The following is a 24,646-nucleotide window of genomic DNA, read 5'->3' on the forward strand; positions in this document are numbered from 1 at the left end:
ACTCCAACAAATACTATAGCTCGCCGTGGCGAATGCAGGCGACGTGATGATTGGCGCCGATATGCTCGACGGGCGGAACGACCCGCGCGCAAGCCTCGATGGCCATGGGACAACGCGTGCGGAACACACACCCCGAGGGTGGGTTGATCGGCGAAGGAATATCGCCCTGCAGGGGCACATGGGTGCGCTTGCGGGTTGGATCGGGCACGGGAGCGGTCGCGAGCAAGGCCCGCGTATAGGGATGGCGCGGATGGGCGTAAACCTGGCGCGAGGGGCCGCGCTCCATCACCCGGCCGAGATACATCACCACGACTTCATCGCAGAGATATTCAACGACGCTTAGATCATGGGCAATGAACAGCATGGTCAGACCAAGCCGCTGCTGCAACGCGCTGAGCAGGTTCAGCACTTGCGCCTGCACCGAAACGTCGAGCGCGGAAACCGGCTCGTCGGCAACGATGAAATCGGGCTCAACTGCCAGGGCGCGGGCAATGCCGATGCGCTGGCGCTGGCCGCCTGAAAATTCATGCGGAAAGCGCCGGGAATAATCGGCTGGTAGGCCAACCAGGGTCAACAATTCGGCAATGCGTTCACGCCGCTTGGCCCCGCGCGGATAACCGCGGGCATCAAGGGCTTCCCCGATGATGGCATCGATGCGCAACCGGGGATTGAGGCTCGAATAGGGGTCCTGAAAGACGATCTGCAGGCGCTTGCGCCACTCTTTCATTTCGCGCGGCTTGAGCGCAAAGATGTCGGTGCCATCAAAGATCGCCTGCCCGCTGGTGGGCTCAACGAGCCGCAGGATCGAGCGCCCGGCGGTGGTCTTCCCGGAGCCGCTTTCACCGACAAGACCCACGGTGGTGCCGCGCGCGATGTCAAAGCTCACATCTTCGACGGCATGGACGATCTGGCCGTTGCGGCCGCCAAAATGCTTGGTCAGCCCGCGCAGGCTCAGAAGGGGCTTGGTATCGACTGCCTCAATCATAGCTCATGGGTCCTGATGCAGCGCGAGAAGGTGTCTGGTCCGGCCGGGATCAAGGGCGGCAGGGCCGCTCGGCAGGCCGGGATGGCCATGGGGCAGCGCGGCTCGAAGGCACAGCCTGGCGGCAGATTGGTGATGGGGGGAACCGAGCCGGGAATGGAATACAGCGCCCGGCGCTCGCCGTCCTGCCCCAGGTCGCGGGTGGCATCGGGCGTGCAGGCGAGGAGTCCCTTAGTGTAGGGGTGCTTTTGGTGGGCGAACAGCGAATTGACTGGCGCTTGTTCCACCACGCGCCCGCCATACATGACCACGACGTCATGGGCGATCTCCGCCACCACACCAAGATTGTGGGTGATGAAGAGGATCGACATGCCGAACTGCGCCTGCAGGCGCTGCAGGAGATCGAGGATCTGCGCCTGGATGGTCACGTCGAGCGCGGTGGTCGGCTCGTCGGCGATCAGCAGCGAGGGGTCGCAGCTGAGCGCCATGGCGATCATCACGCGCTGGCGCATGCCGCCCGACATCTGGTGCGGGTAGTCATCCAGGCGCCGCGCGGCATCGGGGATCTCCACATGCTGGAGCATTTCGAGCGCCTTGGCCCGCGCCTCGCTGCGGCTCAGACGGGTATGAAGCGAGATCATCTCGCCGATCTGGTCGCCCACCGTATAAAGCGGGTTGAGCGAGGTCATCGGCTCCTGGAAGATCATCGCGATTTCGCTGCCCCGCATGGCGCGGAACTGGCTGGGCGCGAAACGCGCCAGATCGTGCACCCGCTCCTTGCGATCGCGGAACAGGATCTCGCCACCGGCAATGCGTCCCGGCTTGGCCAGCAAGCCCATGATCGACAGGCTGGTGACCGATTTGCCCGATCCCGATTCCCCGACCACGGCGAGCGTCTTGCCGCGCTTGAGATCGAAGGTCACGCCATCCACCGCCTTGGCGGTGGCGCGCTTGCTCTCGAACCAGGTCCGAAGGTCACGAACCGACAGGATGGTGTCTGCTGGCAGCGTTCCCGTCATGCAGTCCACCCGCAGCTGGGGCATTTGTGGCCCGGCGCCCCGGCGGGAATCGGGTGGTGACGATGTGCAACCACGGCCTCGGCGCCCAGAATGGCGTAGCGTGGCTCAAAGGTCTGGTGCAGCGTGCTCGTGGCGCCCTGGCTATCGGTCACCACCAGATCGCCATCGACGAGGTCGAACAAGGTGAACTCGGCCGGCTTGCCCTTGGCCAGCAGATTGTCGGCCGGCTTGCGGATCGCGCGCTTGGGGGCCGTGGACGAGGCGATGACCACATCCTCCATGCCCATGCCCAGCGAGAGTAGCTTGCTCATCGTGGTGGCGAGATCCCATACCGAAGTGTCGAGCGAGCGATTGTGCAGATCCGTGGAAATGGTGTTGGGCAGCAGACCCCGCTCGAGCGCGGCCTTGCCGACATCAAACGAGAACGACGCGCCGCCATGGCCGACATCGAGGATGATGCCGCGCTTGGCGGCGTCTTCGGCCAGCCGGAACAGATCATCGTCCTCGATGATCGAGCCGCCCTGCTTGCCGTTAAAGCAGTGGGTGACGATGTCGCCCTCGCTCAACAGGCCCAGCACGTCATCATAAAGCGGAGGGGGCTCGCCGACATGCACCATTACCGGCAGATCAAGCACGCGGCTCAGTTTTTTGGCCAGCTTGAGCGGCACCAGGTCCCAGCCGCCCGAGATCACCGCGCTGGCGCGAACCTTGATGCCAATGATGACGTCACGGTTTTCCCGGATCACGGCGATGGTGCGATCGAGATCGATCGAGCGCATGTCCTGCAGCTCGGTCACGCGGTTGCAGGCGACGAGGCCGATCGAGCCGAGATTGAGAAAGGCGTAGATGTTCTCGCGCGCCGGCTCGATGATGAATTCGCGAAGGCCATGGAAATTGGCTTCGCCGGCCGATCCCGCATCGACGATGGTGGTGACGCCACGCGCCGCGCCGCCCTGTTCGGGGCGAATGGAGATATCGGTGCCGCCATACCAGACATGGGCATGCAGATCGGTCCAGCCAGGTGAAATGAAGGCGCCGTTCGCGGCAACGGTCTTGGCGTTGTCGGCGGTCAGGCTCGCGCCGATATCGAGAATGGCCCCATCGGCGCCAACCAGCACATCGAGCACCGGCGGCAGTTCCGGCTGGGCGAAGCCGACGGGCTTGGCACCCTTGATCAAAAGGTTCTGCGCTTGCGGTTTGAAACGGTTATCGAACATCAGACATCCTTGGCGAGGCGCGGATCAAGAAAATCGCGCAGACCGTCGCCCACGAGTTGCAGTGAAAGTACGGTGAGGATGATGGCGCCGCCCGGGAACCACATGATCCAGGGGGCCTGTTCCAGATATTGGCGGCCCACGGAGATCATCGTGCCCCAGGTGGGGATATCGGGTGAAATACCGACGCCCAGGAACGACAGCCCGGCTTCGGCAAGGATCGCATTGGCAAAGATGAAGGTGGCTTGCACCAGCAGGGGCGAGGTGACGTTGCGCAGGACGTGGCGCACGAGGGTAACATGCGTTGGCACGCCAAGTGCCCGCGCCGCTTCCACATAGGGTAGTTCGCGGATCACGAGAGTGGAGGCACGCACGACGCGGGCAAGCCGAGGCGCATAAACCACGCCGAGCGCGATCACCACATTGGTCGCCGACGCCCCCAGCGCCGCCACCAAGGCAATGGCGAGCAGGATATCGGGAAAGGCCATCATAGCGTCGATCAGGCGCGATACTGGCGTATCGAGCCTGCGGAAAAAGCCCGACATCAGCCCCAGGAACACCCCGATTACCGAGGCGAAAATCACCACGGCAAAGCCAACCGCGATCGAGGTGCGACCCGAATACAGCACGCGGGTAAGGATGTCGCGACCCAGATCGTCGGTGCCGAACAGATGCAGCCAGCTCGGTGGCTGCAGCCGGTTGCGCACTGACAATTGCGCGGGGTCATAGGGCGAAATAACCGGCGCCAGCAAAGCCAGCAGGATCATGGTGACGATAGTCACCAAGCCCGCCAACGCCGTGGGGCGGCTAGCAATTTTCATCAGCAGATTGGGTTCGCGAAACCCGCTTTGTGCAACAGCAGCCATCAGTAACGCACCCGAGGGTCGACGAGGAGGTAGAGCATGTCGATGATGAAATTGACGAGGACATAAAGCCCGGCCACCACCAGCAGGGCACCCTGGATCAAGGGATAGTCACGGCGCAGCACGGCCGAAACAATGAGGCTGCCCACGCCGGGCAGGCCGAACACGGTTTCAGTAACGATAGCGCCCGAGATCAGCAGCGCTGCGGTCAGGCCAATCACGGTCAGGATCGGGATCAGGGCGTTCTTGAGCGCATGCTTGACCACGACACGCCACTCGCTCATGCCCTTGGAGCGGGCGGTGCGCACATAATCATCGTTTAGGACATCGAGCATCGAGGCGCGGGTGAACCGGGTGATCAGCGCCGAGCTGATCAGGCCAAGGGTCGTCGCGGGCAGCACCAGGTGATGCATCCGTTCGCCAAAGCTGGCGCCAGGGCCGCCATAGCCGGAGGTATCGAACCACCCAAGCTGTACGGCAAAAACCTGCATGAAGATCAACCCGAGCCAGAAGCTGGGGACCGAGGCCGCAAACATGGCAAGGGCGGTTGCTGCCTGGTCAAACACCGAGCCGCGCCAATAGGCCGACAGCACGCCAACGGGCAAGGCGATCAGGGTCGCGATCAGCAGGGCAAATATCGTCAGGAAAAAGGTCGGTTCCGCGCGCTGCATCAGTGCTGTGGTCACCGGCATGTTGAGGAAGATGGACTGTCCGAAATCGCCGCGCAGTACGCCCCCGACATAACTGATGAATTGCTGCGGAATGGAAGCATCAAGGCCAAGGCGCTGGCGCAGGCTGGCAATATCGGCTGCCGTTGCGTCGGGGCCGAGCATGACGGCTGCGGGATCGCCGGGCGTCACGCGCACAATGACAAACACGATGGTAACCACCAGCGCCATTACGACCAACATGCCGAATATGCGGTTGAGTGCGGAGCGGATCATGATGCTCTGGAAAATCCCCGTCGAAGCTGATGGACAAAAGGCCTGCCGCGACCGAAGACGCGACAGGCGGCACGAAGCCGGATGGGGACCTATTCGGTCAGATAGGCATTCCAGAAATAGGGCCATGGAGCGGGTGTTACGCCGTCGAGAGCCGGGTTCTGTGCGGCCAGGGCATTGAAGTTGCCGACCTTGTAGCCGGGTACTTCGTCATAGATGACCTTTTGGACCTCAACGAACAACTCGGCGCGCTTGGCCGGATCGCTTTCGGCATTAAAGGCTTCCAGGACCTTGTGCTTGGCATCGCTCACCCACCAGCCAGGGCCGGTGTCGGACATGATGCCCATCAGCGAAGGCTCGGGCAGGAACGGGCTGTGGGTGATGTAGACATCCCAAAGGGCCGGATCGGCGCGATTGGTGGTGAGCGTCGCCCACTCGACCACGTCCATTTGCACCTTGAAGCCGGCAGCTTCCAGGTAAGACTGGGCAACCAGTGCCATCTTGTAGTGGAACTCATACTGGCGGCTGGTCAGGATGCGCAGCGGCTTGGAGCCATCATAGCCGGCTTCCGCCAGCAGGGCCTTGGCTGTTTCGGTGTCGCCCATGGGCTTGTAGGCTTCGGTGCCAACATCGGAATGCCAGGCATAGCCTTCGGGATACCAGGCACCCTCGGCGGTGAAGAACTCGTCCGAACCAAAGGCGGCAAACAACATGTCCTCGGGCGCGAGCGCCGCCTGGATTGCCTTGCGCACCCGGATGTCGGAGGCGAGGCCTTCGGAATGGTTCATCATGAACACGGGCCAGCCGAATGGCGCAAAAACGACCGGTTCGGTGGCGCCACCGCTGATCTGGTCGAAAGCCTCGACCGGCAGCTGATCGACATAGTCGTACTGGCCAGCCACTGCCGCGCCGATACGCGTGTTGGGATCGGGGACCGGCACGAAGCGGATTTCGTCGAGATACTGGTGCCGCGCACCGCCATAGCCATTGCCCTCGCCTTCAAGCGACTGGTAGCCGTCAAAGCGCACGAGCTGGATATACTGGTCAGGAACGCGCTGCTCGAGCTTGTAGGGACCGGTGCCGATGAAGCTTTCGAGCGGGTCCTGGCTGGCATTGGCCGCCGGAATGATGATTGCGGCCGCGTTGTTGAACGCAAGGAGCGGCAGCAGTGGGGCGTAAGGCTTGCTCAGCGTGATAGTGACCGTGGCGTCGTCGGTTGCGGCGATGTCGGTGATGACTTCGGCCGCCTGCTTGCCGCGGGTGGCGATCTTCATCCAGCGCTCAAGCGATGCGACCACATCGGCCGAGGTCATGACGCTGTCGTCGTGGAACTTGATGCCGGTGCGCAGCGGGATGGTATAAACGGTGCCGTCTTCCGAAATTTCGGGCATTGCTGCGGCGAGCAATGGGGTGGTGCCCCACTGGGCATCGAAGGTGTAGAGCGTTTCGAACATATGCTGGCTGACAATGCCGACCAAGTCGGCTGTCGAAGCCATCGGATCGAGCGTTGGCGGCTCCCCGATGGTTGCCACATCCACGATCCCGCCAGCCGTCTGGGCATAGGCCAGACCGTTGGCGGAACACAGGGCAACCAGGCTGGTCGCCAATGCTAGAGCAAAATGCCTCATTCCAATCCCTCCATGTTCCACAACAGTGGAACATATGTTGTTCTTACGGACTGATGGTTTCACTTCGAGCTAATTTGGTCAAGCGTCCGCGCGAAAAGAGGCTGGGCCGCTCCCGGGGGTGGGCAAAGGCTGCATTCTTGCAATGCTAGGCCTGAGGGCCTGCTGCTAAGCGCCGCGGGTGGCAACGTATCGCGCGGTTGAGCTTTGTAGTTGGCCAGCAAGAGATGGCATCAAGCCACTAGCAAAGGAGCCGCATGCAATGAGCGTTGGTTTAATCGGTCTGCTCGACGATATCGCCGGCATCGCCAAAGTGGCGGCGGCGTCACTCGATGATGTCGCGGGCATGGCGATGAAGGCCGGGCTCAAGGCCAGCGGCGCCGTGATCGACGATGCGGCTGTCACTCCCAAATACCTAACCGGGTTTACCGCGGATCGTGAATTGCCGATCGTGGGCAAGATCGCGGGCGGCTCGATCAAGAACAAGCTGATCTTCCTGCTGCCGGCGGCCCTGATCCTGGGGACCTTCCTGCCCTGGGCCATCACGCCCCTGCTGATGCTGGGCGGCGCCTATCTTTGCTATGAAGGCGCCGAAAAAATCTGGCATTTGATGGCCCCCAAAGCCGCCCATGCCCACGAAACCGGGCTGGAACCGGTGGCCCTTAGCCCCACCACAATGGAAGACACCAAGGTCGGCAGCGCCATCAAGACCGATTTCATCTTGTCCGCTGAGATCATGGCGATTGCCCTGGCCGAACTGCCAGGCGAAAGCTTTGTCACCCAGGCCATCGTGCTTTTCCTGGTGGCCGTCGGGATCACGGCTGCCGTTTATGGTGCGGTCGCGCTGATCGTGAAAGCCGACGATGCTGGCCTCTGGATGGCCCAGCGCGGCGGCAGCTTCACTCGGGCTGTCGGGCGCGCAATCGTCAAGGGCATGCCCTATTTCATGACCGGCCTGACCATTGTCGGCACCGCTGCCATGATCTGGGTAGGCGGCAGCATCATCGTGCATGGGGTGCACGATTTCGGGCTGCACGGGGTGGGCGACCTGATCCACGACGCAGCGGTGGCCGCGGCCGCGTCCCTTGGCGGCGTGGTCGGCTGGGTGGTCGAAACACTTGGCTATGCCATTGCCGGCCTAGTTGTGGGTGCAGTCGCGATCCCCGTCGTGGGCTATGTGATTTCCCCGCTCTGGACTCAGATCAAGAAGCTGCTCCCCGGCGCCAGGGCCGTGCGAGCCTAGTTCACGCGGATTACTTGCACCTGCTTGCGGCACACTCCTCATGTGCTAGGAAAGGAAGCAACGCCGTCTGTCTATTCAGCATTTCAGTCGCAGGGAGAAGATCTGCATGCAGCCTGCGACTGCTGACTTGAACCGCCGGACACTTCCCCTCAGCACCCAAGAAGAGCATTGATCATGGAACGCGTCGGCATCGGCATCATTGGCACGGGCAAGATTTCCTCGGCCTATATCGAGGCCAGCAAGCACTTCCCCATCCTCGAGATCGCCGCAGTGGCCGACCTCAATCCCGCGGTGGCCCAGGCCAAGGCGGATGAATATGGGCTGCGGGCCACGACGCTCGATGCCATTTTCACCGACCCCGCGGTCGACATCATCCTCAACCTCACCATCCCCAAAGCCCATCTGGAAGTGGGCTTGCGGGCGCTGGGCGCGGGCAAGCATGTGTATTCGGAAAAGCCCCTTGGCATTTCCTTTGCCGAGGGCCAGCAGCTGGTTGCGGCCGCCCGCTCCAACAATCTGCGCCTTGGCTGCGCCCCCGACACCTTCCTTGGCGGTTCACACCAGACCGCCCGCGCCCTGGTGGACCAAGGCGTGCTCGGCACGCCGGTAGGCGGCACCGCATATTTCATGTGCCCGGGCCATGAGCGCTGGCACCCTAACCCCGCCTTTTATTATGAGGTTGGCGGCGGCCCCATGCTCGATATGGGGCCCTACTATATCACCGATCTGGTCAATCTCCTCGGCCCGGTAGCGCGCGTAGCCGGCGCTACCGCCACCCCCGTCAGCACCCGCACCATCACCGCCAAGGAGCGCGCCGGCGAGGTGATCCCCGTGCATGTGCCCACCCATGTGAGCGGCACGCTGATCTTCCAAAACGGGGCGGTAGTGCAGATCACCATGAGCTTTGACGTGGCTGGCCACCGCCATGTGCCGCTCGAGCTTTATGGCACCAATGCCACCCTGCTGGTGCCCGATCCCAATCATTTTGGCGGCCAGGTCGAGCTGTTGCGCAAGGGCGGCGAGTGGGAAAATGTGGAGACCTCTCTGCCCTATGGCGAGGGCACCAATTACCGCTCCATTGGCCTGGCTGACATGGCGCATGCACTGCGCAGCAATCGGCCGCATCGCGCCAGCGGCGAATTGGCCCTGCATGTGCTCGAAGTGATGGAAGCCTTCGGCACTTCCATGAAGACCGGCCGGCATGTGGAAATGACCACCAGCGTGGAGCGACCGGCACCGATCAGCACTTCGCTCGCCGAGGGTCGCTTGGCTTAGCACACAAGCATCGAGGAGGATGCCGCTCGCCTAGCGCTGCTGCGCCAGACGCTGCCTAGGCGTAGCCGGCGAGCATTTGCGCTATGCGTTTGCGGATCCATGGCGATTGGCCCGCTACGGCAAGGAGGCGATCGCGCAGCCATCGGGGGGCTGGCGCTTGCAGGGTCGCCAGCTTCGTCAACCGATCCGTGCGGTTCAGGACCTGTTGTGCCATTGCCCGTCGTTGCCGGGCAAAATCGTCAAGCCCGGTGCCGCCCTGATGCAGGAAACCGGCCAAGGCGGAGGCCAGCGCTTCCGCATCGCGAAGTCCCAAGTTCATGCCCTGCCCGCCGGCCGGGCTATGGACATGGGCAGCATCGCCAACCAAGAGGAACGGGCCGGCGCGGAAACGATCGGCGAGCTTGTGGTGGACCTGGAAGCGCGAGCCCCAGATCACCTCATGAACCTTCACGCCGCGGCTCGGACCGCGCAGCTCGAGCACACGCGTCACATCCGCGATGGTTGGCTGGGACGGCGCGTTTGCCAGTTGCGCGACCACCCGGAAGCGGGACCGGGACATGGGGGCAACAACCAGCGTGCCGCCTTGGGCAAAAAACAAGCTGACTTCGCTCGTCGCGATGGGCCAGTCCATGTGGACATCGGCCAGCAGGAACGAACCATAGGTCTCCCCCGGAAATTCAATGCCCGCCGCTGCGCGGACGAGGCTTTTCTCGCCATCGGCCCCGACGACGAACCGCGCCACGACGTCCGCCTGACCGGCTTTATCGTTGAAGGTGGCGAGGACCCTGTCCCCATCACGCACCAACTGGGTGACCTCCGCCGGTCGGCGCACGCGGTGGCCCAATTGTTCGAGCCGCGCGGTCAGGATCGCTTCGGTTTCGTCCTGCGGGATCATCAGTGCAAAGGGCGTCGGGCTGTCCAGCACCGAGAACTCGGCCTCGAGCAGCACCTTGTCGCGGTCGCGAACCTTGAACTTGGGCGCCTTGATGCCCTGGGCAATCAGCGGTTCGGCCACCCCGAGCCGCCCCAGGGTTTCCAGCGTTGCGGCGTGGATAACCGCGGCCCTGGAGGTGTTTTGCGCCTGCGGCAAAGCATCGACAATACGGAACTCCACGCCGGCTTGCGCCAGGCCGATGGCAGTGGCGAGGCCCGCCGGGCCGGCGCCGACGATCAGGGTGTTTATTGCTGTGCTCATAGCATTTCTCCCGCATGTAAACGCTTGCTTACATATGGATCACGCGCTATGTCAACACCTGTTTACATGAGAAGGCATGATGGTCAGGAATTCTGAAGCCACTCAGGAGCGGCTGATCGATGCGGCAAGGCGGCACTTTGCGGTGAACGGCTTTGAACGGACCACGGTCAGGGATATCGCAGCCGAAGCGGGAGTGAACGTGGCGCTGATCAGCCGCTATTTTGGGGGCAAGGACGAGTTGTTCGCCCGAGCCGTCGCCATCGATCTTGCACTGCCTGACCTCAGCGGGGTGCCAAAGGCCGAGATCGGCCGGCACTTGATCGAACACTTCTTCAAGCGCTGGGAAGGGCGAGAGGCGGACGACCTGCTCCGCGTGCTGGTCCGAACCGCTGCTACCAATAGCAGGGCCGCAGAAAAGATCCTTGCCATACTGCACGGCCAGATCCTGCCTCTGGTGGCGCGGCTTGCCGGCGAAAAGGGCGCGCAGCACCGCGCCAGCCTCATCGCTACACAAATCCTCGGCTTGGCTTATTGCCGTTACGTGCTGAACCTGGGCGATGATCAGCTCGACCCGGCGCAAGCGGTCGCAGCCATTGGCGCCACATTGCAGCGCTACCTGTTCGAGGATTTTTAGCAGCGGCGAATGCTCGCCCTTGCCGGGCCAACCGGAACGCGTTCGGGCGGTCACCGGATGATGCGACTTCCCGTGCCGCCGTCAAACAGGTGCAGAAGGCTGCTGTCAAAGGCAATGCCGATCCGTTCGCCGGGTTGTGCGCGGATCCGCTCGCGGAACACGCCAACGAGATCGTGCCCGCCCAGGTTAAGTGTAACCTGGGTTTCCGAGCCGGTCGGTTCGACCACGACCACCTCCGCCATGGTTCCAGCCGGATCGAGACGCAAATGCTCGGGACGCACGCCAAGGGTCATCGGGCCATCCTCTACCCCCGCCGGTAGCGCTCCCAAGTCGATTGTCGTTCCATCGGCAAAGCGAAAGGCGGAGCCGGCAAGCGAGCCGGCGATGATGTTCATTGCCGGAGAACCAATAAAGCCGGCGACGAACAGATTGGCGGGATAATCATAGAGCTCCAGCGGCGTGCCGATCTGTTCGATATTGCCGGCATGCATGACCACGATGCGATCGGCCATGGTCATGGCTTCGATCTGGTCATGGGTGACATAAACGGTCGTCGTCTTGAGACGTTGATGGTTCAGCTTGATCTCGCTGCGCATCTGCACGCGCAGCTTGGCATCAAGATTGCTCAAGGGCTCATCGAACAGGAAAAGCTGGGGACTGCGCACAATGGCCCGCCCCATCGCCACGCGCTGCCGCTGCCCGCCCGATAGATGGCGGGGATAGCGTTGCAGGTAGGGCTCGAGGCCGAGCACGGTTGCAGCACTGGCTACCCGCTGCTTGATCTCGTCCCTCGGAACACGGCCCAGCTTGAGCGAGAAGGCCATGTTCTCCTCGACGGTCATATGCGGGTAAAGCGCATAGGACTGGAAGACCATGGCGATATCGCGGTCCTTGGGCGCCAGGTCATTGACCACATTGCCGGCAATGGCGATCTCGCCCCCGGTGATGTCCTCGAGCCCGGCAATCATGCGCAACAGGGTGGATTTCCCGCATCCCGACGGGCCGACGAGAATTACGAACTCCCCGTCATTGATGTCGATGTTGACGCCATGGAGCACTTCGAGGCTGCCATAGTTTTTGCGAACGTCCCGGATCGTCACGGCGCCCATCTGTTCCTCCCAGATCGATGGTCAACGGTCACGAGCCAGCAGTTCAAGACAGCTGGCCAAGGGCTGGCGCGTGTGGACACGCGTTCCGCCCTCCTCGACGAAACAGTGTCTGCACGCCTTGCCTGCAATCCTGTCTAGAACCAAGGGGCAGCCGGTTCAAGTATATTGTGGGACAAAAGATTGACTCCGCCGCAATATCTGTCCTACCTCTAGAGTATTCGCCGTCAATGATGGGACAAAAGCCTGCTTTGACTGTGATGGGAGCTAGAGCCAAAGAGCTCAGCCCCAAGGAGGATAATACAGCTTGCGATGATTGCTGACCCATTGGCTTGCTTCGCAAGCGCTTGGCCATGTTCCAACAGGAGGAAACGGAAACATGACGTCGGACAAGTTCAATCGCCGTGACATATTGAGAAGGGGCGGCGCGGCTGGCGTTGGCCTTTGGGCCGCAAGCCAGGGCCTGCCGGTTTTTGCCCAGGAAAAGCCAGAGGCCGAGCTGCCCCAGGGAAGCGCCGGCAAGCTGACGGTGATCCATCGCACCGAATATTTCGAGGCGGCACAGAACCTGTTCCGCGATGCCGTGGCCAAGTTCGCTGCCGCCAACAACGCCCAACTCGATATCTCCACCACCAATCCCGAGGCCTTTGGCGATTTCCTGGGCAAGATGTCGGCAGCCGTGCGGGCCGGCAATCCGCCCGATCTGGCCTATACCAGCACCGTTTCCATTCCCCAGATGCACCTGCTGGGCCTGCTCGAAGACGTCAATGACGTGGTCGAGGATGCCATCGGCCGCTATGGCAATGTCATGCAGGGCATCAATGCCGAAAGTATCGGCAGGATCGATGGTCGCTGGGTTGCGGTTCCCTTTATCGCCAACACCACGGGCGCCTTTTTCCGCAAGGACAAGCTGGCCGAAAAGGGTATCGACCCGGCAACCTTGCAGACCTGGGAGCAGCGGCGTGAGGCCGCTCTGGCCATCTCCGATCCCGCCAACGGCTTTTATGGCTGGGGCCTGACGGTCAACCAGTCCGGCGATGGCTGGGGGGTGGCAACCTCGATCCTCAACGCTTTTGGCGGCCACTTTACCGACGAAACCGGCATCAAGGTTGAGTTCGACTCGCCTGAAACCGTGGCAGCCTTTGAGTTCGTCCGCGAAACCTATGATCGCAACGGCAAATACGCCGCCATGTTGCCGCCGGGCGTGGAAAGCTGGGGTGACATCTCCAACAACGAAGCCTGGCTCGCTGGCAGCACCGGCTATACCCACAATCAATACTCGCTTTACGCTGCGGCCAAGCGCGACAACAACCCGGTCTTTGCCAACACGGTCATGCTGCCCCAGCCCATCGCCAATAATGGTGATCACCGCAATGGTGGCGCCGTGGGCGGTTGGCTCACCATCTTCAAGGGCGCTCCCAATGTGGAGCTTTCCAAGAAACTGGCGCTCGAACTGCTCGATCCCGTTAACTTCACGCCCATGTCCACGGTCGCCGGCGGGCTCTTCATGCCAGCCTATCAAAGCCTGTGGACCGAGGAACTCCTCGCCGCCGATCCAAACTACGCGATCATCAAGGAGCAGGTGGACACCCAGGATCCCTTTATCGGGGCCTCCTGGCCAGCACCACCGGCCGCGCAGATCGACGCCATTCGCGCTCAGGGCGTGCTGGAGCAATCCATGGGCAATGTGATCTCGGGCCGCATGACCTCGCAGGAAGCAGTGACCGACGCGCACAACAAGATCGTCCAGATCTTCGAAGAAGGCGGCATTCTCTAGCCGGCCCCCGGCGACGGGTGTCCAACAATGCCCGTCGCACCAACGCTACCAATGCTGGACATTCCGGACATCGGCGGCCACCCGCAGGTGGGAGCGTCCGGCCCGATGGAGGTGCGCATGGACGACCGCATGAGTGTAACGATGGCACCTGTTTCCCGCCGGCTCGGCCTGCGCAAGCGGCTCGATGGCGTGCTGGGGATGGACTGGAAGGTCGGCTATCTCTTTGTGCTGCCCATGGTGCTGATCATGGCGCTGCTGATCTTCTGGCCCTTTGTCAGCGCCATTTTCATCAGCATGACCTCGCTCAATTTCCTCACCGGTGAAACCACCAATGTCGGTCTGCGCAATTACCAGCGGCTTTGGGCCAGCAGCGACTTCCTGCAGGCGATGGGGAACACCATCCAATTCACCTTCTGGTCGCTGAGCCTCAAATTCGTTATCGGCATGACCGTGGCGCTGATCCTCAACAGCCGCCTGCCGTTCCGGAGCCTGCTCAGCGGCATCATGCTCCTGCCCTGGATCGTCCCGGAAATCGTTACGGCTCTGGCCTGGAAGAGCATCTACGATCCCTTGTTTGGCGGGCTCAATCCGATCCTGCAGGGCGTTGGTGTCATCGACCGGCCGCTGGGCTGGCTGTCCGATCCCAATATGGCGATGGGCAGCGTCATCTCGGTCAATGTGTGGAAAGGCATTCCGTTTTTCGTCCTGCTGCTGCTGGCGGGCCTCAAGGCCGTCGATCGCGAACAGATCGAAGCGGCGCAGGTCGATGGCGCCAATGCGGTGCAGCGCTTCCGCAATGTGACCCTGCCCAGCCTGCGCTATGTGATCGTCGTCACCCTGCTGCTGTCGTTCATTTCCACCTTCAACCAGTTCGGCCTGCCCTTCCTGATGACCGGCGGTGGTCCGAGCGGGGCGACCAAGCTTTATTCCATTCTCGCCTATGAAAAGGCGCTGGGCTCGCTGCAATACGGTCCTGGCATTGCCGTCGCCTTCAGCGTCGCGCCGCTCATGGCGATCCTGATCTGGCTCCTGGCTCGCTTCATGCGCCAGGACGACCGGCGTGACGGCAGTGCCGAGCGGGGCCCCGGCTTGACCGACCGGCTGCTGGCGGGCGCGGCGCGGCTCGTCAACATCATCCTTGATCTGGTTTTCCTCCCCATCGAGCTGATCTTCGCCGGGCTCGAATGGATGGTCCGCCGCATTCGCGTTGCCACCGGGCGCCCTGCCGCCCAGCCGATCCTGCGGCGCACCGCACGGTCCAATGCCGGCCCGCTCACCCGCTTGCTGGTCCTGGTGCCGTTCCTCGCCTTCGTGATCTTCCCCTTCTACTGGATCATCACGACCTCGCTCAAATCCACGCCGCAGATCAGTGAGCGTCGCTCGATCTTCTGGCCCGATCCACCCACGCTGGAGCAATATTCCTCGCTGCTGCAGGATACGCCGTTCCTGACCTGGCTGATGAACTCGGCCTTTGTCGCCGCCCTCAGCACGCTGGTGTCCGTTGCCCTGGCGTCGCTGGCGGCCTATGCGCTGACGCGGCTGCGCTTTCGTGGCGCGGGCTTGCTGACAACGTTGCTGCTCATCACCTATCTGCTGCCGGGCACGCTGCTGTTTATTCCTCTCTACCAGACCCTGACCAATCTTGGCGTCATCAACAGCCACGCCGCCCTGATCATCACCTATCCGACCTTCCTGTTGCCCTTTGCCACCTGGGTGCTGATGGGCTATTTCCGCTCCATTCCGGTGGAACTGGAGGAAGCGGCACGCATCGATGGGGCCAGCCGGCTTTATATTTTCTGGCGCATCACCCTGCCTTTGGCGGCGCCGGCAATCCTGTCGGTGACGCTGTTTGCCTTCACCAATGCCTGGAACGAGTTCCTGTTTGCCTTTGTGTTCATCACCAGCGAGTCGCTGCGCACGCTGCCTATCGGCCTGCAATCCATGGTGGTTGGCGATATCCTGCCTTGGGGCAAACTGATGGCAGCCTCGCTGCTGACCGCCATTCCTGTTGCCGTGCTTTATATCTATGCGCAGCGCTTCCTGTCGGAGGGCCTGACAGTGGGGGCGGTAAAGGGGTGAACGACGCATCGCGGGTTGGAAGGGCAATTGGAGCGCTGAACGCCTCCGTGGTGCGCAGCTCCATCCCCTCCGCGGTGGACGGCATGGTCCTCAAGATCCGCGGCCTCATATCCGATGGCGGATTGAGCGTGGGTGACAGCCTGCCGACGGAGCGGGAGTTGTGCGAGCGGTTCCAGGCCAGCCGCAACACAGTGCGCGAAGCCATGCGTATCCTCAAGGCCTATGGGGTGGTCTCGGTGCGTCCCAAGGTTGGCGCCACCATTATCGATGACCGGATGGAGCGGGCACTCGATCTGTTCTCGTTCAACACGCTCGACATCTCGCGGCGCACCTTCAACGACATCCAGGGCTTCCGCCGGCTCATCGAAGTGGGCTCGGTGGACACCATCTTCGATCAGATGCAGCCCGAGGACATCCTCGAGATGCGCAAGGTCAACGATCAACTTCGCGCCGCCGGCTCGATCGTGGAAGCGTCCGAGCTGGATTTCCGCTTTCACCTGCGCCTGGTGTCGATCCTCACCAATCGTGCGGTCACCGACGTTTATCGCATCATGAAGCCGATCATCATCCGCATCATGGAGCGCGCCAAGCACTTGCATAACTTCACCGGCGAAACCTTCGAGCAGCACGCGGCGGTGGTGGACGCCTTGGAGCAGCGGGACCGGATCCGCTACCAATATGCGCTGCAATCACACCTGCATATCGGCATCACAGCCTTCCAGGATTTTTCGGAGGAACCCTGAGGACGGGCGACGCACCGTTCAGTCTGGCCGCAGCAGCAGACCCGAGGCGAGGGAGCGGAACGCATCGACGGCCTTGGGCAGGACATGCTGAGGATTGTCGGACGCGGCGATCCAGAGCGCCGCATTGAGAGCAGCGCCACTCAACAGCCGGGCGGCCGCTTCGGGATCAACGGGCTTGAGCACCCCGGCGGCCATGAGCTTTTCGACCGCGCGCTTGGTCACCTGCATGCAGTTGTTCTGGCTGGGCCATTCCGAGGGATCCCCCAGCACGGCCGGGCCGTCAAGCAACACAATGCGCTGAACCTCTGGGTCGAGCGCCATCTCGATATAGGCTTCCCCCTCCGCCAGCAGGGCCGACCATTCGTCACCCGCGCGCTCGCCGATGGCTTGTGCCTTCCCGGCCATCTCGCTGTCGATCTGGTCGACCACGGCCGCCAGCAGGCCCCGCTTGTCGCCAAAATTATGGTAGAGCGCGCCCCGCGTCAGGCCAGCATCGGCGGTCAGATCATCCATGGAGGCAGCGCTATAGCCCTTCTGCGCAAACGCCTTACGGGCTGCGGCAACAAGCTTGCTGCGCGTTTCTTCCATCGCAACAGCGCGGGTTTTCGCCATTTCTCGTCATCTCGTTTTGCATACGCCGCGTATATCATTTGACATACGGAATGCATGTCGAATATCAGGCCATACGCACCGTATATCAAATCAGCGTCCGGCGAAACCGCTGTTGCCTCGTCAAGTGCCGGACGGCCCACAGGAAAGAGAGATCGAGATGACTGAACGCCAAACAATCTTCCCGGCCAACCGGCACGCCCTTTACGAGCAGCATGGCTATTCCGCAGCAATCCGCTCGGGTGACCTGCTGTTTGTGTCGGGACAAGTGGGCAGCCGGCCCGATGGCAGCCCGGAGCCGGACTTCGAGCGTCAGGTCCAACTCGCCTTTGACAATCTCAAGGCGATCCTCGCAGCCGCGGGTGGCGGTTTGGACGATATTGTTGACGTGACGACGTTCCACACCGATCCGGAACAGCAGTTCCCGACCGTCATGGCGGTGAAGCAACGAAATTTCACCACCACCCCCTACCCCAACTGGACTGCCGTTGGGGTGAACTGGTTGGCCGGCTTTGATTTCGAAATCAAGGTCATCGCCCGCATCCCGGCCGCGGCCGCCTAGCGAGCACGAGCACGGTTCTCCGTGGCGGGCCCGGCGTCCCTTGGCCGAGCCTCGCCGCCGCTGCCGGCCCCTTCTGCGCCTCGCTTGCTACCCGCTATTGGCGATGATGTCAGCGGCCTTACCAGGGGAGTGGCGGCAGGCTTTTTTCTCCCAATGTCGAAGAACTCTACTGTGATCCGTCCTAAGACCAAGCGGCAAAGGAGAACCGGTTCTGATGAAACTGCATTTTAGTCGCAACCCCAATCCGAGGCTGGCAGTGGCCGTCGCCAAATATCTGGGCGCGGATATCGAGTTCCACTTCGCTTCACCCCGGGATCCAAGCCAAGCCGGGGACTATCTGCATCTCAACCCGAACTTGCTTTTGCCCATTCTCGAGGTTTCCCCGAGGCCGATCTGGGAAACGGATGCAGTTGCCTGTTTTTTATCGCGACAGGTCGGGTCGCAGTTTTGGCGCACCGATGCCGACGAACCCGAGATGATCCGCTGGATCAGCTGGGGCAAGGACAACTTCGTCAAAGCTTGTGACACCGTACATTGGGAGCGCGGCACCAAGCTCCGTTACGGTCTCGGCCCCTACGATGCCGCTGCTGTTGCGGAGGGGCTCGAGCGGTTTCACACCGCAGCGCGGCTGCTCGAGGCTGAGCTGGCGGATCGCACCTGGCTCGTTGGCGACGCTGTGTCTTACGCCGATTTCCGCATGGGCACATTCCTGCCCTTTAACGATGTCGCGCGACTGCCCATCAAGGATTACCCGGCCGTGAGCCGCTGGTACCGCCGGGTCGAGACCATCGAGGCATGGCGAGATCCCTTTGCCGGAACCACTGCCCCCGAGCTCCCTCCCGTGCCAAGCTGATCATCGAGCCGACACCACGCGCGCAAACCTGGCTGCGGGGTGTAGACATCCAAGGATCGGCAGCACATGAATTTGGTGCTGCCACAACTGACCTCAGAGGCCATGGCTGAGTCGCTCTCCATTCTGTTGATTGACGACAACGCCATTCGGGCCTCGATCATCGAGGCCGGTTTGCGCGAAGCGGGACACGCAACGGTGCAGATCGTCACCGACATGGAAGATGTGGCTGGCCGAATTCGCGCGTTTGCGCCCGATGTCGTCATTGTCGATCTTGAAAATCCCAATCGCGATGTGCTCGAGCATTTCTTTGCCCTCAGCCGCACGATCGAGCGGCCCATCGCCATGTTCGTCGACAAATCCGACCCGGCCGAAATCGAGGCTGCGGTGGAGGCCGGGGTTTCGGCCTATGTGGTTGATGGATTGCGCAAGGAGCGCATCAAGCCGATCCTCGACATGGCCATTGTGCGGTTCCGTGCCTATTCCCGGTTGCGCAACGAACTCGAAGCCGCCCGTTCAGAACTTCAGGGGCGAAAGATAATCGAGCGCGCCAAGGGTATCCTGATGCGGACGCGTGGCTTTTCCGAAGAAGAGGCCTATGGGCTGCTGCGCTCCACCGCCATGAACCAGAACCGCAAGATCCTCGAAATCGCGCAGGCGCTGGTGACGGCTTCCGAGCTCCTGGGACCATGAAGAGGGACACAGCATGGGCCTGACCCAAATTGTTGCCGGCTATGTGCCGCTGCTCGACAGCGCCGTGCTGCTGGCCGCGGAAGAATTCGGCTTTGCTGAAAGCGAAGGGCTGCACCTGCATCTGGTGCGCGAAACCTCCTGGGCCAATATCCGCGATCGCGTCGCCATCGGACATCTGGACGTCGCCCATATGCTGGGGCCGATGCCGATCAGCGCCAATCTGGGGCTAACGCCACTCGATGCCGCCGTGATTGCACCCATGGCGCTGGGCTTGGGCGGCGCCGCAATCACCATGTCCATGGCGGTGTGGGCCGCCATGGCCGAGGCCGGCGCGCCCGAAGATGGCTCGCCGGGGCCCGTCGGTGCGGCATTGCGCGAAGTTGTCTTGCGGCGGCACCGCGCGGGCGAGCCGCGCTTGCGCCTGGCGGTGGTGCATCCGGAAAGCGCCCACAACTATGCGCTGCGCTATTGGCTGGCCGCTTCCGGTATTGACCCCGATCGTCAGGTCGACATTGTCATCGTGCCCCCGCCCCTCCAGGCCGATGCCCTTGCAGCCAAGCGCACCGATGGTTTTTGCGTCGGGGAGCCCTATGGCTCAGTGGCCGTGGCCCGTGGGGTCGGGCGCATTGTCACCACCAAGGGGCAGATCTGGCAGATGAGTCCCGACAAGGTTCTGGGCACAAGGCTGCAATGGGCGCAGCGCTACCCCGAACAGCTCGCCGCATTGCTGCGCGCCGCGACGCGAGCGGCACGCTGGTGCGAAGATCCGGCCAACCACTCGGCGCTCGCAAGCATGCTGGCGCGCGATGACCGGCTGGGTGTGGAGGGGGACCTGCTGTTGCGGGCCATCACGGGCCGGCTCGAATTCGAAGCAGGCAAGGAACATGCAATGTCCGAATTCTTCGTGCCCTATTCCCGCGCGGCCAACTTCCCCTGGGTCAGCCACGCTCTTTGGTTCTACTCGCAGATGGTGCGTTGGGGTCAGGTCGCCCATAAACCAGAGCATGCGGCGCGTGCCGCAGCGAGCTACCGGCCCGACCTCTACCGCGCCGCGCTTTCGGGTATAAACATGCCCGTGCCTGGCGCGAGCAGCAAGATCGAAGGCGCCCTCGCCGAGCCGACCGAAATGGGCGCGATCGGCGGTCGCCTGACGCTGGGTCCAGATATGTTTTTCGATGCGGCGCAGTTCGATCCGGACCGGCTGGACGATTACATTGCCGCCCAACAAAGTTGACCAAGAAAGATGCAGATTGCTGAACTGCCGGGCAAAGGCGCGGCTGTGCTTGGATTATCGCAAACCGGCGCAGTTCAGCTAAGCACCTGATCTAGCGTTCGTCTTGTGCCGCGCGACTGTTTGGCACGTTTCCTGCACTACCATTTGCGAGCGCTCCGGCGCACTGACTTCGGCGTCCAATGAAGGGCGCCACATCTTTGGCAACGCCGCCAACCTTCAGAAGCCTCGTCTTGCGACGGGGGTCCTGCTGGTTGGCGGCGTTTTCGTTTTTGGTCTCCGGGTCCGATCACGACCCAAGCTCGATGGGAAGAACATGGCCGAAAAACTCGTCATCATAGGCGCCGGCATGGCCTCTGGCCGGATGCTGGAACATTTGTTCGAGGCGGCACCTGGCCGGTTCGATGTCAGCCTGTTCGGCGCCGAGCCGCGGGGCAATTACAATCGCATCATGCTTTCGCCGGTGCTGGCCGGCGAGAAGCGCTATGAAGATATCGTGACTCACGCTCCAGACTGGTACGCCAGCCATGGCGTCCAATGCCGCTTCGGCCAGGCGGTCACCAGGGTCGACCGCCAAGCCAGGGCCGTGTGGGCCGAAGGCGTCGAGACCCGTTACGACCGTCTGGTCATCGCCACGGGCTCAGCCCCCTTCATCCTTCCCATTGCGGGCCGAGACCTGCCGGGCGTCCGCGCCTTCCGCGACCTCGATGATGTAGACGCCATGGTGGCGATCGCCGGGCAACCCGGCGCCAAGGCCGTGGTCATCGGTGGGGGCCTGCTAGGGCTTGAAGCGGCGGCGGCATTGCGCGGGCGCGGCATGGATGTGGTGGTGCTGCACCTGGCGGCCCATCTCATGGACCGGCAGCTCGATGCAGCCGCCGGCTATCTTTTGCAGCGCGAGCTGCAAGGACGCGGCATCAAGGTCCACTGCAAGGCGCAAACCAAGGCCATTCTGGGCAATGGCCGGGCGGAAGCCGTGTTGCTGGAGGACGGCACGGTTTACCCGGCAGACCTTGTGGTCATGGCGGCCGGCATTCGACCCGAAACCCGGCTGGCGACCGATGCGGGCATCGAGGTCGCCCGAGGCATTGTCGTCAACGATGCAATGGCCACTTCCGACCCCGACATTCTCGCGGTGGGCGAATGCGTTGAGCACCAGCAGACAGTCTACGGCCTGGTCGCGCCGCTTTATGAGATGGCCAGGGTCGCGGCCGGTTCTCTCCTCGGCGTGCCGGCCCGGTTCAGCCCGGTCAAAACCGCCACGCAGCTCAAGGTAACCGGGGTGAACCTTTATTCGGCCGGCGACTTCGCCGAGGCCGACGACCGCCAGGAGATCGTGCTGCGCGATGCTGAGGCCGGCGTGTACAAACGGGTGGTGCTCAGGGACAACCGCGTGCTGGGCGCGGTGCTTTACGGCGATACGGCCGACGGCAACTGGTTCTTCGACCTCCTCAAGCGTGGCACCGATATCGCCCCGATGCGCGATACGCTGATCTATGGCCAAAGCTATGGTGGCGGCGCTGCCGCCGATCCCTTGGCTGCGGTTGCGAGCCTCCCTGCTGACGCCGAAATCTGCGGCTGCAACGGCGTGTGCAAGGGCGCCATCACCGGCGCCATCGCCGCCCGGGGCCTGACCTCGCTCGATGAGGTCCGCGCCCACACTAAGGCCTCCGCCTCCTGCGGCTCCTGCACGGGGCTGGTGGAAAAGCTGCTGATGTCGACCCTGGGCGACCGCTACAATCCGGCGGCGATCCAGCCCATGTGCCCCTGCACCGAGCTTGGCCATGACGAAGTGCGCCGCTTGATCGTCGCGCAAGAGCTCAAATCCATCCCCGCGGTGATGCAGGAATTGGGCTGGAAAACCTCCTGCGGCTGCGCCAAATGCCGTCCCGCCCTCAACTACTATCTCGTGGCCAACTGGCCCGGGGAATACGAGGACGATGCCCAGTCGCGCTTCATCAACGAGCGCGTGCATGCCAACATCCAGAAGGACGGCACCTATTCGGTGGTGCCCCGCATGTTCGGAGGCATCACCAACGCGGCCGAACTGCGCGCCATTGCCGACGTGGCCGACAAGTTCAACGTGCCCACGGTCAAGGTTACCGGCGGCCAGCGCATCGATCTGCTCGGCATCAAGAAGGAGGACCTGCCCGCCGTCTGGGCGGATCTCAACAAGGCCGGCATGGTGTCCGGCGCCGCTTATGCCAAGGGGCTGCGGACGGTCAAGACCTGTGTCGGCTCGGACTGGTGCCGCTTTGGCACCCAGGATTCCACCGGCCTTGGCGTCAGGATCGAAAAGTTCATGTGGGGCTCCTGGACCCCGGCCAAGCTCAAGCTGGCGGTCTCGGGCTGTCCGCGCAACTGCGCCGAGGCCACTTGCAAGGACATCGGCGTCATCTGCGTGGACTCCGGCTACGAGATCCATTTCGGCGGCGCCGCGGGTCTCGACATCAAGGGCACGGAAATTCTCTGCCACGCCAAGACCGAAGACGAGACTGTCGAAATCATCGCCGCCCTGACCCAGCTTTATCGCGAGCAGGGCCGCTATCTCGAGCGCATCTACAAATGGGCCAAGCGCGTCGGCTCTGCTTCCATCAAGGCCCATGTGGTGGAGGACCTTTCCAGGCGGCGGCAGCTGTTGGAGCGCTTCGTTTATTCCCAAAAATTCGCCCAGATCGATCCCTGGGAAGAGCGGGTCAACGGCAAGGATGCCCATGAATTTGCAGCATTGGCCGATTTCCAGATGCTGCAGGCGGCGGAGTGAGCGCCATGACCGACTGGATCGATATTGGCGGCCTCGGCGACATTCCCGCGCGGGGCGCCCGGTGCCTCAACACCGCCTTGGGCAAGATCGCCGTTTTCCGCACCGCCGAAAACGAGGTCTTCGCCATCGATGACCAGTGCCCGCACAAGGGCGGACCACTGAGCCAGGGCATCGTCCACGGCGCGCAGGTCACCTGTCCGCTGCACAATTGGGTTTTTTCGCTCGAAACCGGCATCGCCCTGGGTGCCGACGCGGGCGCCGTCCGCACCCATCCACTGCGCCTCCACAACGGCCGCATCCTTATTGACGCGCATTGTTTGCGCGCCACCACCGCAGCCTGACCGCCGCCAATCTCACCCGCACCCTTCAGGAGAACATCATGGACTATGTTGCCCCCAAAGACTTCATCAAGAAGATGATCGACGCCGGCGAGATGAAGGTCTTCATGTCGACGCGCGACACGCTGATCCGCGCCTTCATGGCCGGCGCCATTCTGGCGCTTGCCGCGTCCTTTGCCATCACCATCACCGTGCAGACCGGCCAGCCGCTAGCGGGTGCCATTCTCTTCCCGGTCGGCTTTTGCCTGCTTTACCTCATGGGTTTTGATCTCCTGACCGGCGTGTTCACGCTGGTGCCGCTGGCCCTGATCGACAAGCGCGCCGGGGTGACAATGCGCGGCGTGTTGCGCAATTGGGGGCTGGTGTTCACCGGCAATTTTGCGGGCGCCCTCACCGTGGCGCTGATGATGGCCGTGGTCGTCACCTTCGGCTTTTCCCAGGCACCCGATGCGGTGGGCGAACGCATTGGCCATATCGGGGAAGGCCGCACGCTTGGCTATGCCGAACACGGCGCTGCGGGCATGCTGACACTTTTCATCCGCGGCGTTCTTTGCAACTGGATGGTTTCAACGGGCGTCGTGGCGGCCATGATGTCCAACTCGGTGACCGGCAAGGTGCTCGGCATGTGGATGCCCATCATGCTGTTCTTTTATATGGGCTTTGAGCATTCCATCGTGAACATGTTCCTGTTCCCTTCGGGCATTCTTCTGGGCGGCCAGTTCTCCTTTTGGGATTACATGGTCTGGAACGAGATCCCCACCGTTGTCGGCAATCTGGTGGGCGGGCTGACCTTTGTGGGCCTTACCCTTTACGCCACCCATAGCCGCACCGCCCCGTCGCGCAAGCAGCCCGAAGCATTGCTGCGCGAGATCGACGTCAATGCCGTCGCGGCCGAGTAAAGGG

Annotated in this window: 22 protein-coding genes; 13 read left to right on the forward strand and 9 right to left on the reverse strand. The window is 62.5% G+C overall.

What is annotated here, in order from left to right; genetic code table 11:
- Positions 1–13: 13 nt before the first annotated feature.
- The 6 genes from AC3YMN_RS05330 to AC3YMN_RS05355 all read right to left on the reverse strand — a co-directional run bounded on the left by AC3YMN_RS05330 (position 14) and on the right by AC3YMN_RS05355 (position 6,647).
- A complete protein-coding gene (locus tag AC3YMN_RS05330; protein WP_489889219.1) occupies positions 14–985 on the reverse strand; it encodes an ABC transporter ATP-binding protein in 972 nt (323 codons plus the stop codon).
- Positions 982–2,001 (reverse strand): ABC transporter ATP-binding protein, encoded by a 1,020-nt coding sequence (locus AC3YMN_RS05335; protein ID WP_489889220.1) that lies wholly within the window; start codon positions 1,999–2,001, stop codon positions 982–984. Before AC3YMN_RS05335 ends, AC3YMN_RS05330 begins: the two co-directional genes overlap by 4 nt.
- Positions 1,998–3,218, reverse strand: a complete 1,221-nt coding sequence (locus AC3YMN_RS05340) for an amidohydrolase/deacetylase family metallohydrolase (RefSeq protein WP_489889221.1) — start codon at positions 3,216–3,218, stop codon at positions 1,998–2,000. Before AC3YMN_RS05340 ends, AC3YMN_RS05335 begins: the two co-directional genes overlap by 4 nt.
- Positions 3,218–4,081 carry an ABC transporter permease gene (locus AC3YMN_RS05345; protein ID WP_489889222.1) on the reverse strand — a complete coding sequence of 288 codons (864 nt, stop codon included), beginning with the start codon at positions 4,079–4,081 and terminating at the stop codon, positions 3,218–3,220. The genes AC3YMN_RS05340 and AC3YMN_RS05345 overlap by 1 nt, the downstream gene beginning before the upstream one ends.
- Positions 4,081–5,022, reverse strand: coding sequence for an ABC transporter permease (locus AC3YMN_RS05350; RefSeq protein WP_172122266.1), 942 nt, complete (start codon positions 5,020–5,022; stop codon positions 4,081–4,083). Before AC3YMN_RS05350 ends, AC3YMN_RS05345 begins: the two co-directional genes overlap by 1 nt.
- 89 nt (positions 5,023–5,111) lie before the next feature.
- Positions 5,112–6,647: an ABC transporter substrate-binding protein gene (locus AC3YMN_RS05355; RefSeq protein WP_127751823.1), complete on the reverse strand. Its 1,536-nt coding sequence runs from the start codon at positions 6,645–6,647 to the stop codon at positions 5,112–5,114.
- A gap of 259 nt (positions 6,648–6,906) precedes the next feature.
- Here AC3YMN_RS05355 and AC3YMN_RS05360 point away from each other — a divergent pair, with 259 nt between their 5' ends.
- Together AC3YMN_RS05360 and AC3YMN_RS05365 are read left to right on the forward strand one after the other, a co-directional pair.
- Positions 6,907–7,887, forward strand: a complete 981-nt coding sequence (locus tag AC3YMN_RS05360; RefSeq protein ID WP_489889223.1) for a DUF808 domain-containing protein — start codon at positions 6,907–6,909, stop codon at positions 7,885–7,887.
- Between the two features lie 174 nt (positions 7,888–8,061).
- Positions 8,062–9,162, forward strand: coding sequence for a Gfo/Idh/MocA family protein (locus AC3YMN_RS05365; RefSeq protein WP_489889224.1), 1,101 nt, complete (start codon positions 8,062–8,064; stop codon positions 9,160–9,162).
- A gap of 55 nt (positions 9,163–9,217) precedes the next feature.
- On the opposite strand, the gene AC3YMN_RS05370 is transcribed toward AC3YMN_RS05365, so the two are convergent.
- Positions 9,218–10,357, reverse strand: a complete 1,140-nt coding sequence (locus AC3YMN_RS05370; protein WP_489889225.1) for an FAD-dependent monooxygenase — start codon at positions 10,355–10,357, stop codon at positions 9,218–9,220.
- 79 nt (positions 10,358–10,436) lie between these two features.
- Between AC3YMN_RS05370 and AC3YMN_RS05375 the strand changes: the two genes are divergently transcribed.
- Entirely contained in the window at positions 10,437–10,991 is a 555-nt protein-coding gene (locus tag AC3YMN_RS05375; protein WP_489889226.1) for a TetR/AcrR family transcriptional regulator, read from the forward strand.
- A 50-nt stretch (positions 10,992–11,041) separates the two neighbouring features.
- Here the strand turns inward: AC3YMN_RS05375 and AC3YMN_RS05380 are convergent, their stop codons facing one another.
- On the reverse strand, positions 11,042–12,100 hold the full coding sequence (locus AC3YMN_RS05380) for an ABC transporter ATP-binding protein (protein ID WP_489889228.1): 1,059 nt from the start codon (positions 12,098–12,100) through the stop codon (positions 11,042–11,044).
- 376 nt (positions 12,101–12,476) lie between these two features.
- On the opposite strand from AC3YMN_RS05380, the gene AC3YMN_RS05385 reads away from it, so the two are divergent.
- From AC3YMN_RS05385 to AC3YMN_RS05395, 3 genes are read left to right on the forward strand one after another with little or no spacing between them, the layout of a single operon-like run.
- Positions 12,477–13,874: an ABC transporter substrate-binding protein gene (locus AC3YMN_RS05385; RefSeq protein ID WP_489889229.1), complete on the forward strand. Its 1,398-nt coding sequence runs from the start codon at positions 12,477–12,479 to the stop codon at positions 13,872–13,874.
- 27 nt (positions 13,875–13,901) lie between these two features.
- The gene (locus AC3YMN_RS05390; protein ID WP_489889230.1) at positions 13,902–15,953 is read left to right on the forward strand and encodes an ABC transporter permease; all 2,052 of its coding nucleotides are present in this window, start codon (positions 13,902–13,904) and stop codon (positions 15,951–15,953) included.
- Entirely contained in the window at positions 15,950–16,696 is a 747-nt protein-coding gene (locus tag AC3YMN_RS05395) for a FadR/GntR family transcriptional regulator (protein ID WP_489889231.1), read from the forward strand. The genes AC3YMN_RS05390 and AC3YMN_RS05395 overlap by 4 nt, the downstream gene beginning before the upstream one ends.
- 18 nt (positions 16,697–16,714) lie before the next feature.
- Here AC3YMN_RS05395 and AC3YMN_RS05400 read toward each other — a convergent pair whose 3' ends face one another.
- On the reverse strand, positions 16,715–17,308 hold the full coding sequence (locus AC3YMN_RS05400; RefSeq protein WP_489889232.1) for a TetR/AcrR family transcriptional regulator: 594 nt from the start codon (positions 17,306–17,308) through the stop codon (positions 16,715–16,717).
- Positions 17,309–17,465: 157 nt separating this feature from the next.
- Between AC3YMN_RS05400 and AC3YMN_RS05405 the strand changes: the two genes are divergently transcribed.
- The 7 genes from AC3YMN_RS05405 to AC3YMN_RS05435 all read left to right on the forward strand — a co-directional run bounded on the left by AC3YMN_RS05405 (position 17,466) and on the right by AC3YMN_RS05435 (position 24,642).
- Positions 17,466–17,867, forward strand: coding sequence for a RidA family protein (locus AC3YMN_RS05405; RefSeq protein WP_489889233.1), 402 nt, complete (start codon positions 17,466–17,468; stop codon positions 17,865–17,867).
- A 214-nt stretch (positions 17,868–18,081) separates the two neighbouring features.
- Entirely contained in the window at positions 18,082–18,720 is a 639-nt protein-coding gene (locus tag AC3YMN_RS05410; RefSeq protein ID WP_489889234.1) for a glutathione S-transferase family protein, read from the forward strand.
- A 66-nt stretch (positions 18,721–18,786) separates the two neighbouring features.
- Entirely contained in the window at positions 18,787–19,410 is a 624-nt protein-coding gene (locus AC3YMN_RS05415; RefSeq protein ID WP_248307213.1) for an ANTAR domain-containing response regulator, read from the forward strand.
- Positions 19,411–19,423: 13 nt separating this feature from the next.
- Positions 19,424–20,644 carry a CmpA/NrtA family ABC transporter substrate-binding protein gene (locus AC3YMN_RS05420; RefSeq protein WP_489889235.1) on the forward strand — a complete coding sequence of 407 codons (1,221 nt, stop codon included), beginning with the start codon at positions 19,424–19,426 and terminating at the stop codon, positions 20,642–20,644.
- Positions 20,645–20,957: 313 nt separating this feature from the next.
- On the forward strand, positions 20,958–23,405 hold the full coding sequence (gene nirB / locus AC3YMN_RS05425; RefSeq protein WP_489889236.1) for a nitrite reductase large subunit NirB: 2,448 nt from the start codon (positions 20,958–20,960) through the stop codon (positions 23,403–23,405).
- 5 nt (positions 23,406–23,410) lie between these two features.
- Positions 23,411–23,746, forward strand: coding sequence for a nitrite reductase small subunit NirD (nirD, locus tag AC3YMN_RS05430; RefSeq protein ID WP_489889237.1), 336 nt, complete (start codon positions 23,411–23,413; stop codon positions 23,744–23,746).
- Between the two features lie 38 nt (positions 23,747–23,784).
- Positions 23,785–24,642 carry a formate/nitrite transporter family protein gene (locus AC3YMN_RS05435; protein ID WP_489889238.1) on the forward strand — a complete coding sequence of 286 codons (858 nt, stop codon included), beginning with the start codon at positions 23,785–23,787 and terminating at the stop codon, positions 24,640–24,642.
- Positions 24,643–24,646 lie beyond the last annotated feature (4 nt).

The organism is Devosia sp. Z11_6, from assembly GCF_058133665.1.

Coding starts and splice junctions, on each gene's coding strand:
- AC3YMN_RS05400 (WP_489889232.1), bottom strand. CDS start 17,308: ATGGCGAAAACCCGCGCTGTTGCGATGGAAGAAACGCGCAGCAAGCTT.
- AC3YMN_RS05420 (WP_489889235.1), top strand. CDS start 19,424: ATGGGCCTGACCCAAATTGTTGCCGGCTATGTGCCGCTGCTCGACAGC.
- AC3YMN_RS05380 (WP_489889228.1), bottom strand. CDS start 12,100: ATGGGCGCCGTGACGATCCGGGACGTTCGCAAAAACTATGGCAGCCTC.
- AC3YMN_RS05360 (WP_489889223.1), top strand. CDS start 6,907: ATGAGCGTTGGTTTAATCGGTCTGCTCGACGATATCGCCGGCATCGCC.
- AC3YMN_RS05355 (WP_127751823.1), bottom strand. CDS start 6,647: ATGAGGCATTTTGCTCTAGCATTGGCGACCAGCCTGGTTGCCCTGTGT.
- AC3YMN_RS05410 (WP_489889234.1), top strand. CDS start 18,082: ATGAAACTGCATTTTAGTCGCAACCCCAATCCGAGGCTGGCAGTGGCC.
- AC3YMN_RS05370 (WP_489889225.1), bottom strand. CDS start 10,357: ATGAGCACAGCAATAAACACCCTGATCGTCGGCGCCGGCCCGGCGGGC.
- AC3YMN_RS05415 (WP_248307213.1), top strand. CDS start 18,787: ATGAATTTGGTGCTGCCACAACTGACCTCAGAGGCCATGGCTGAGTCG.
- AC3YMN_RS05435 (WP_489889238.1), top strand. CDS start 23,785: ATGGACTATGTTGCCCCCAAAGACTTCATCAAGAAGATGATCGACGCC.
- AC3YMN_RS05345 (WP_489889222.1), bottom strand. CDS start 4,081: ATGGCTGCTGTTGCACAAAGCGGGTTTCGCGAACCCAATCTGCTGATG.
- AC3YMN_RS05335 (WP_489889220.1), bottom strand. CDS start 2,001: ATGACGGGAACGCTGCCAGCAGACACCATCCTGTCGGTTCGTGACCTT.
- AC3YMN_RS05375 (WP_489889226.1), top strand. CDS start 10,437: ATGGTCAGGAATTCTGAAGCCACTCAGGAGCGGCTGATCGATGCGGCA.
- AC3YMN_RS05390 (WP_489889230.1), top strand. CDS start 13,902: ATGCCCGTCGCACCAACGCTACCAATGCTGGACATTCCGGACATCGGC.
- AC3YMN_RS05350 (WP_172122266.1), bottom strand. CDS start 5,022: ATGATCCGCTCCGCACTCAACCGCATATTCGGCATGTTGGTCGTAATG.
- nirD (WP_489889237.1), top strand. CDS start 23,411: ATGACCGACTGGATCGATATTGGCGGCCTCGGCGACATTCCCGCGCGG.
- AC3YMN_RS05340 (WP_489889221.1), bottom strand. CDS start 3,218: ATGTTCGATAACCGTTTCAAACCGCAAGCGCAGAACCTTTTGATCAAG.
- nirB (WP_489889236.1), top strand. CDS start 20,958: ATGGCCGAAAAACTCGTCATCATAGGCGCCGGCATGGCCTCTGGCCGG.
- AC3YMN_RS05330 (WP_489889219.1), bottom strand. CDS start 985: ATGATTGAGGCAGTCGATACCAAGCCCCTTCTGAGCCTGCGCGGGCTG.
- AC3YMN_RS05385 (WP_489889229.1), top strand. CDS start 12,477: ATGACGTCGGACAAGTTCAATCGCCGTGACATATTGAGAAGGGGCGGC.
- AC3YMN_RS05405 (WP_489889233.1), top strand. CDS start 17,466: ATGACTGAACGCCAAACAATCTTCCCGGCCAACCGGCACGCCCTTTAC.
- AC3YMN_RS05365 (WP_489889224.1), top strand. CDS start 8,062: ATGGAACGCGTCGGCATCGGCATCATTGGCACGGGCAAGATTTCCTCG.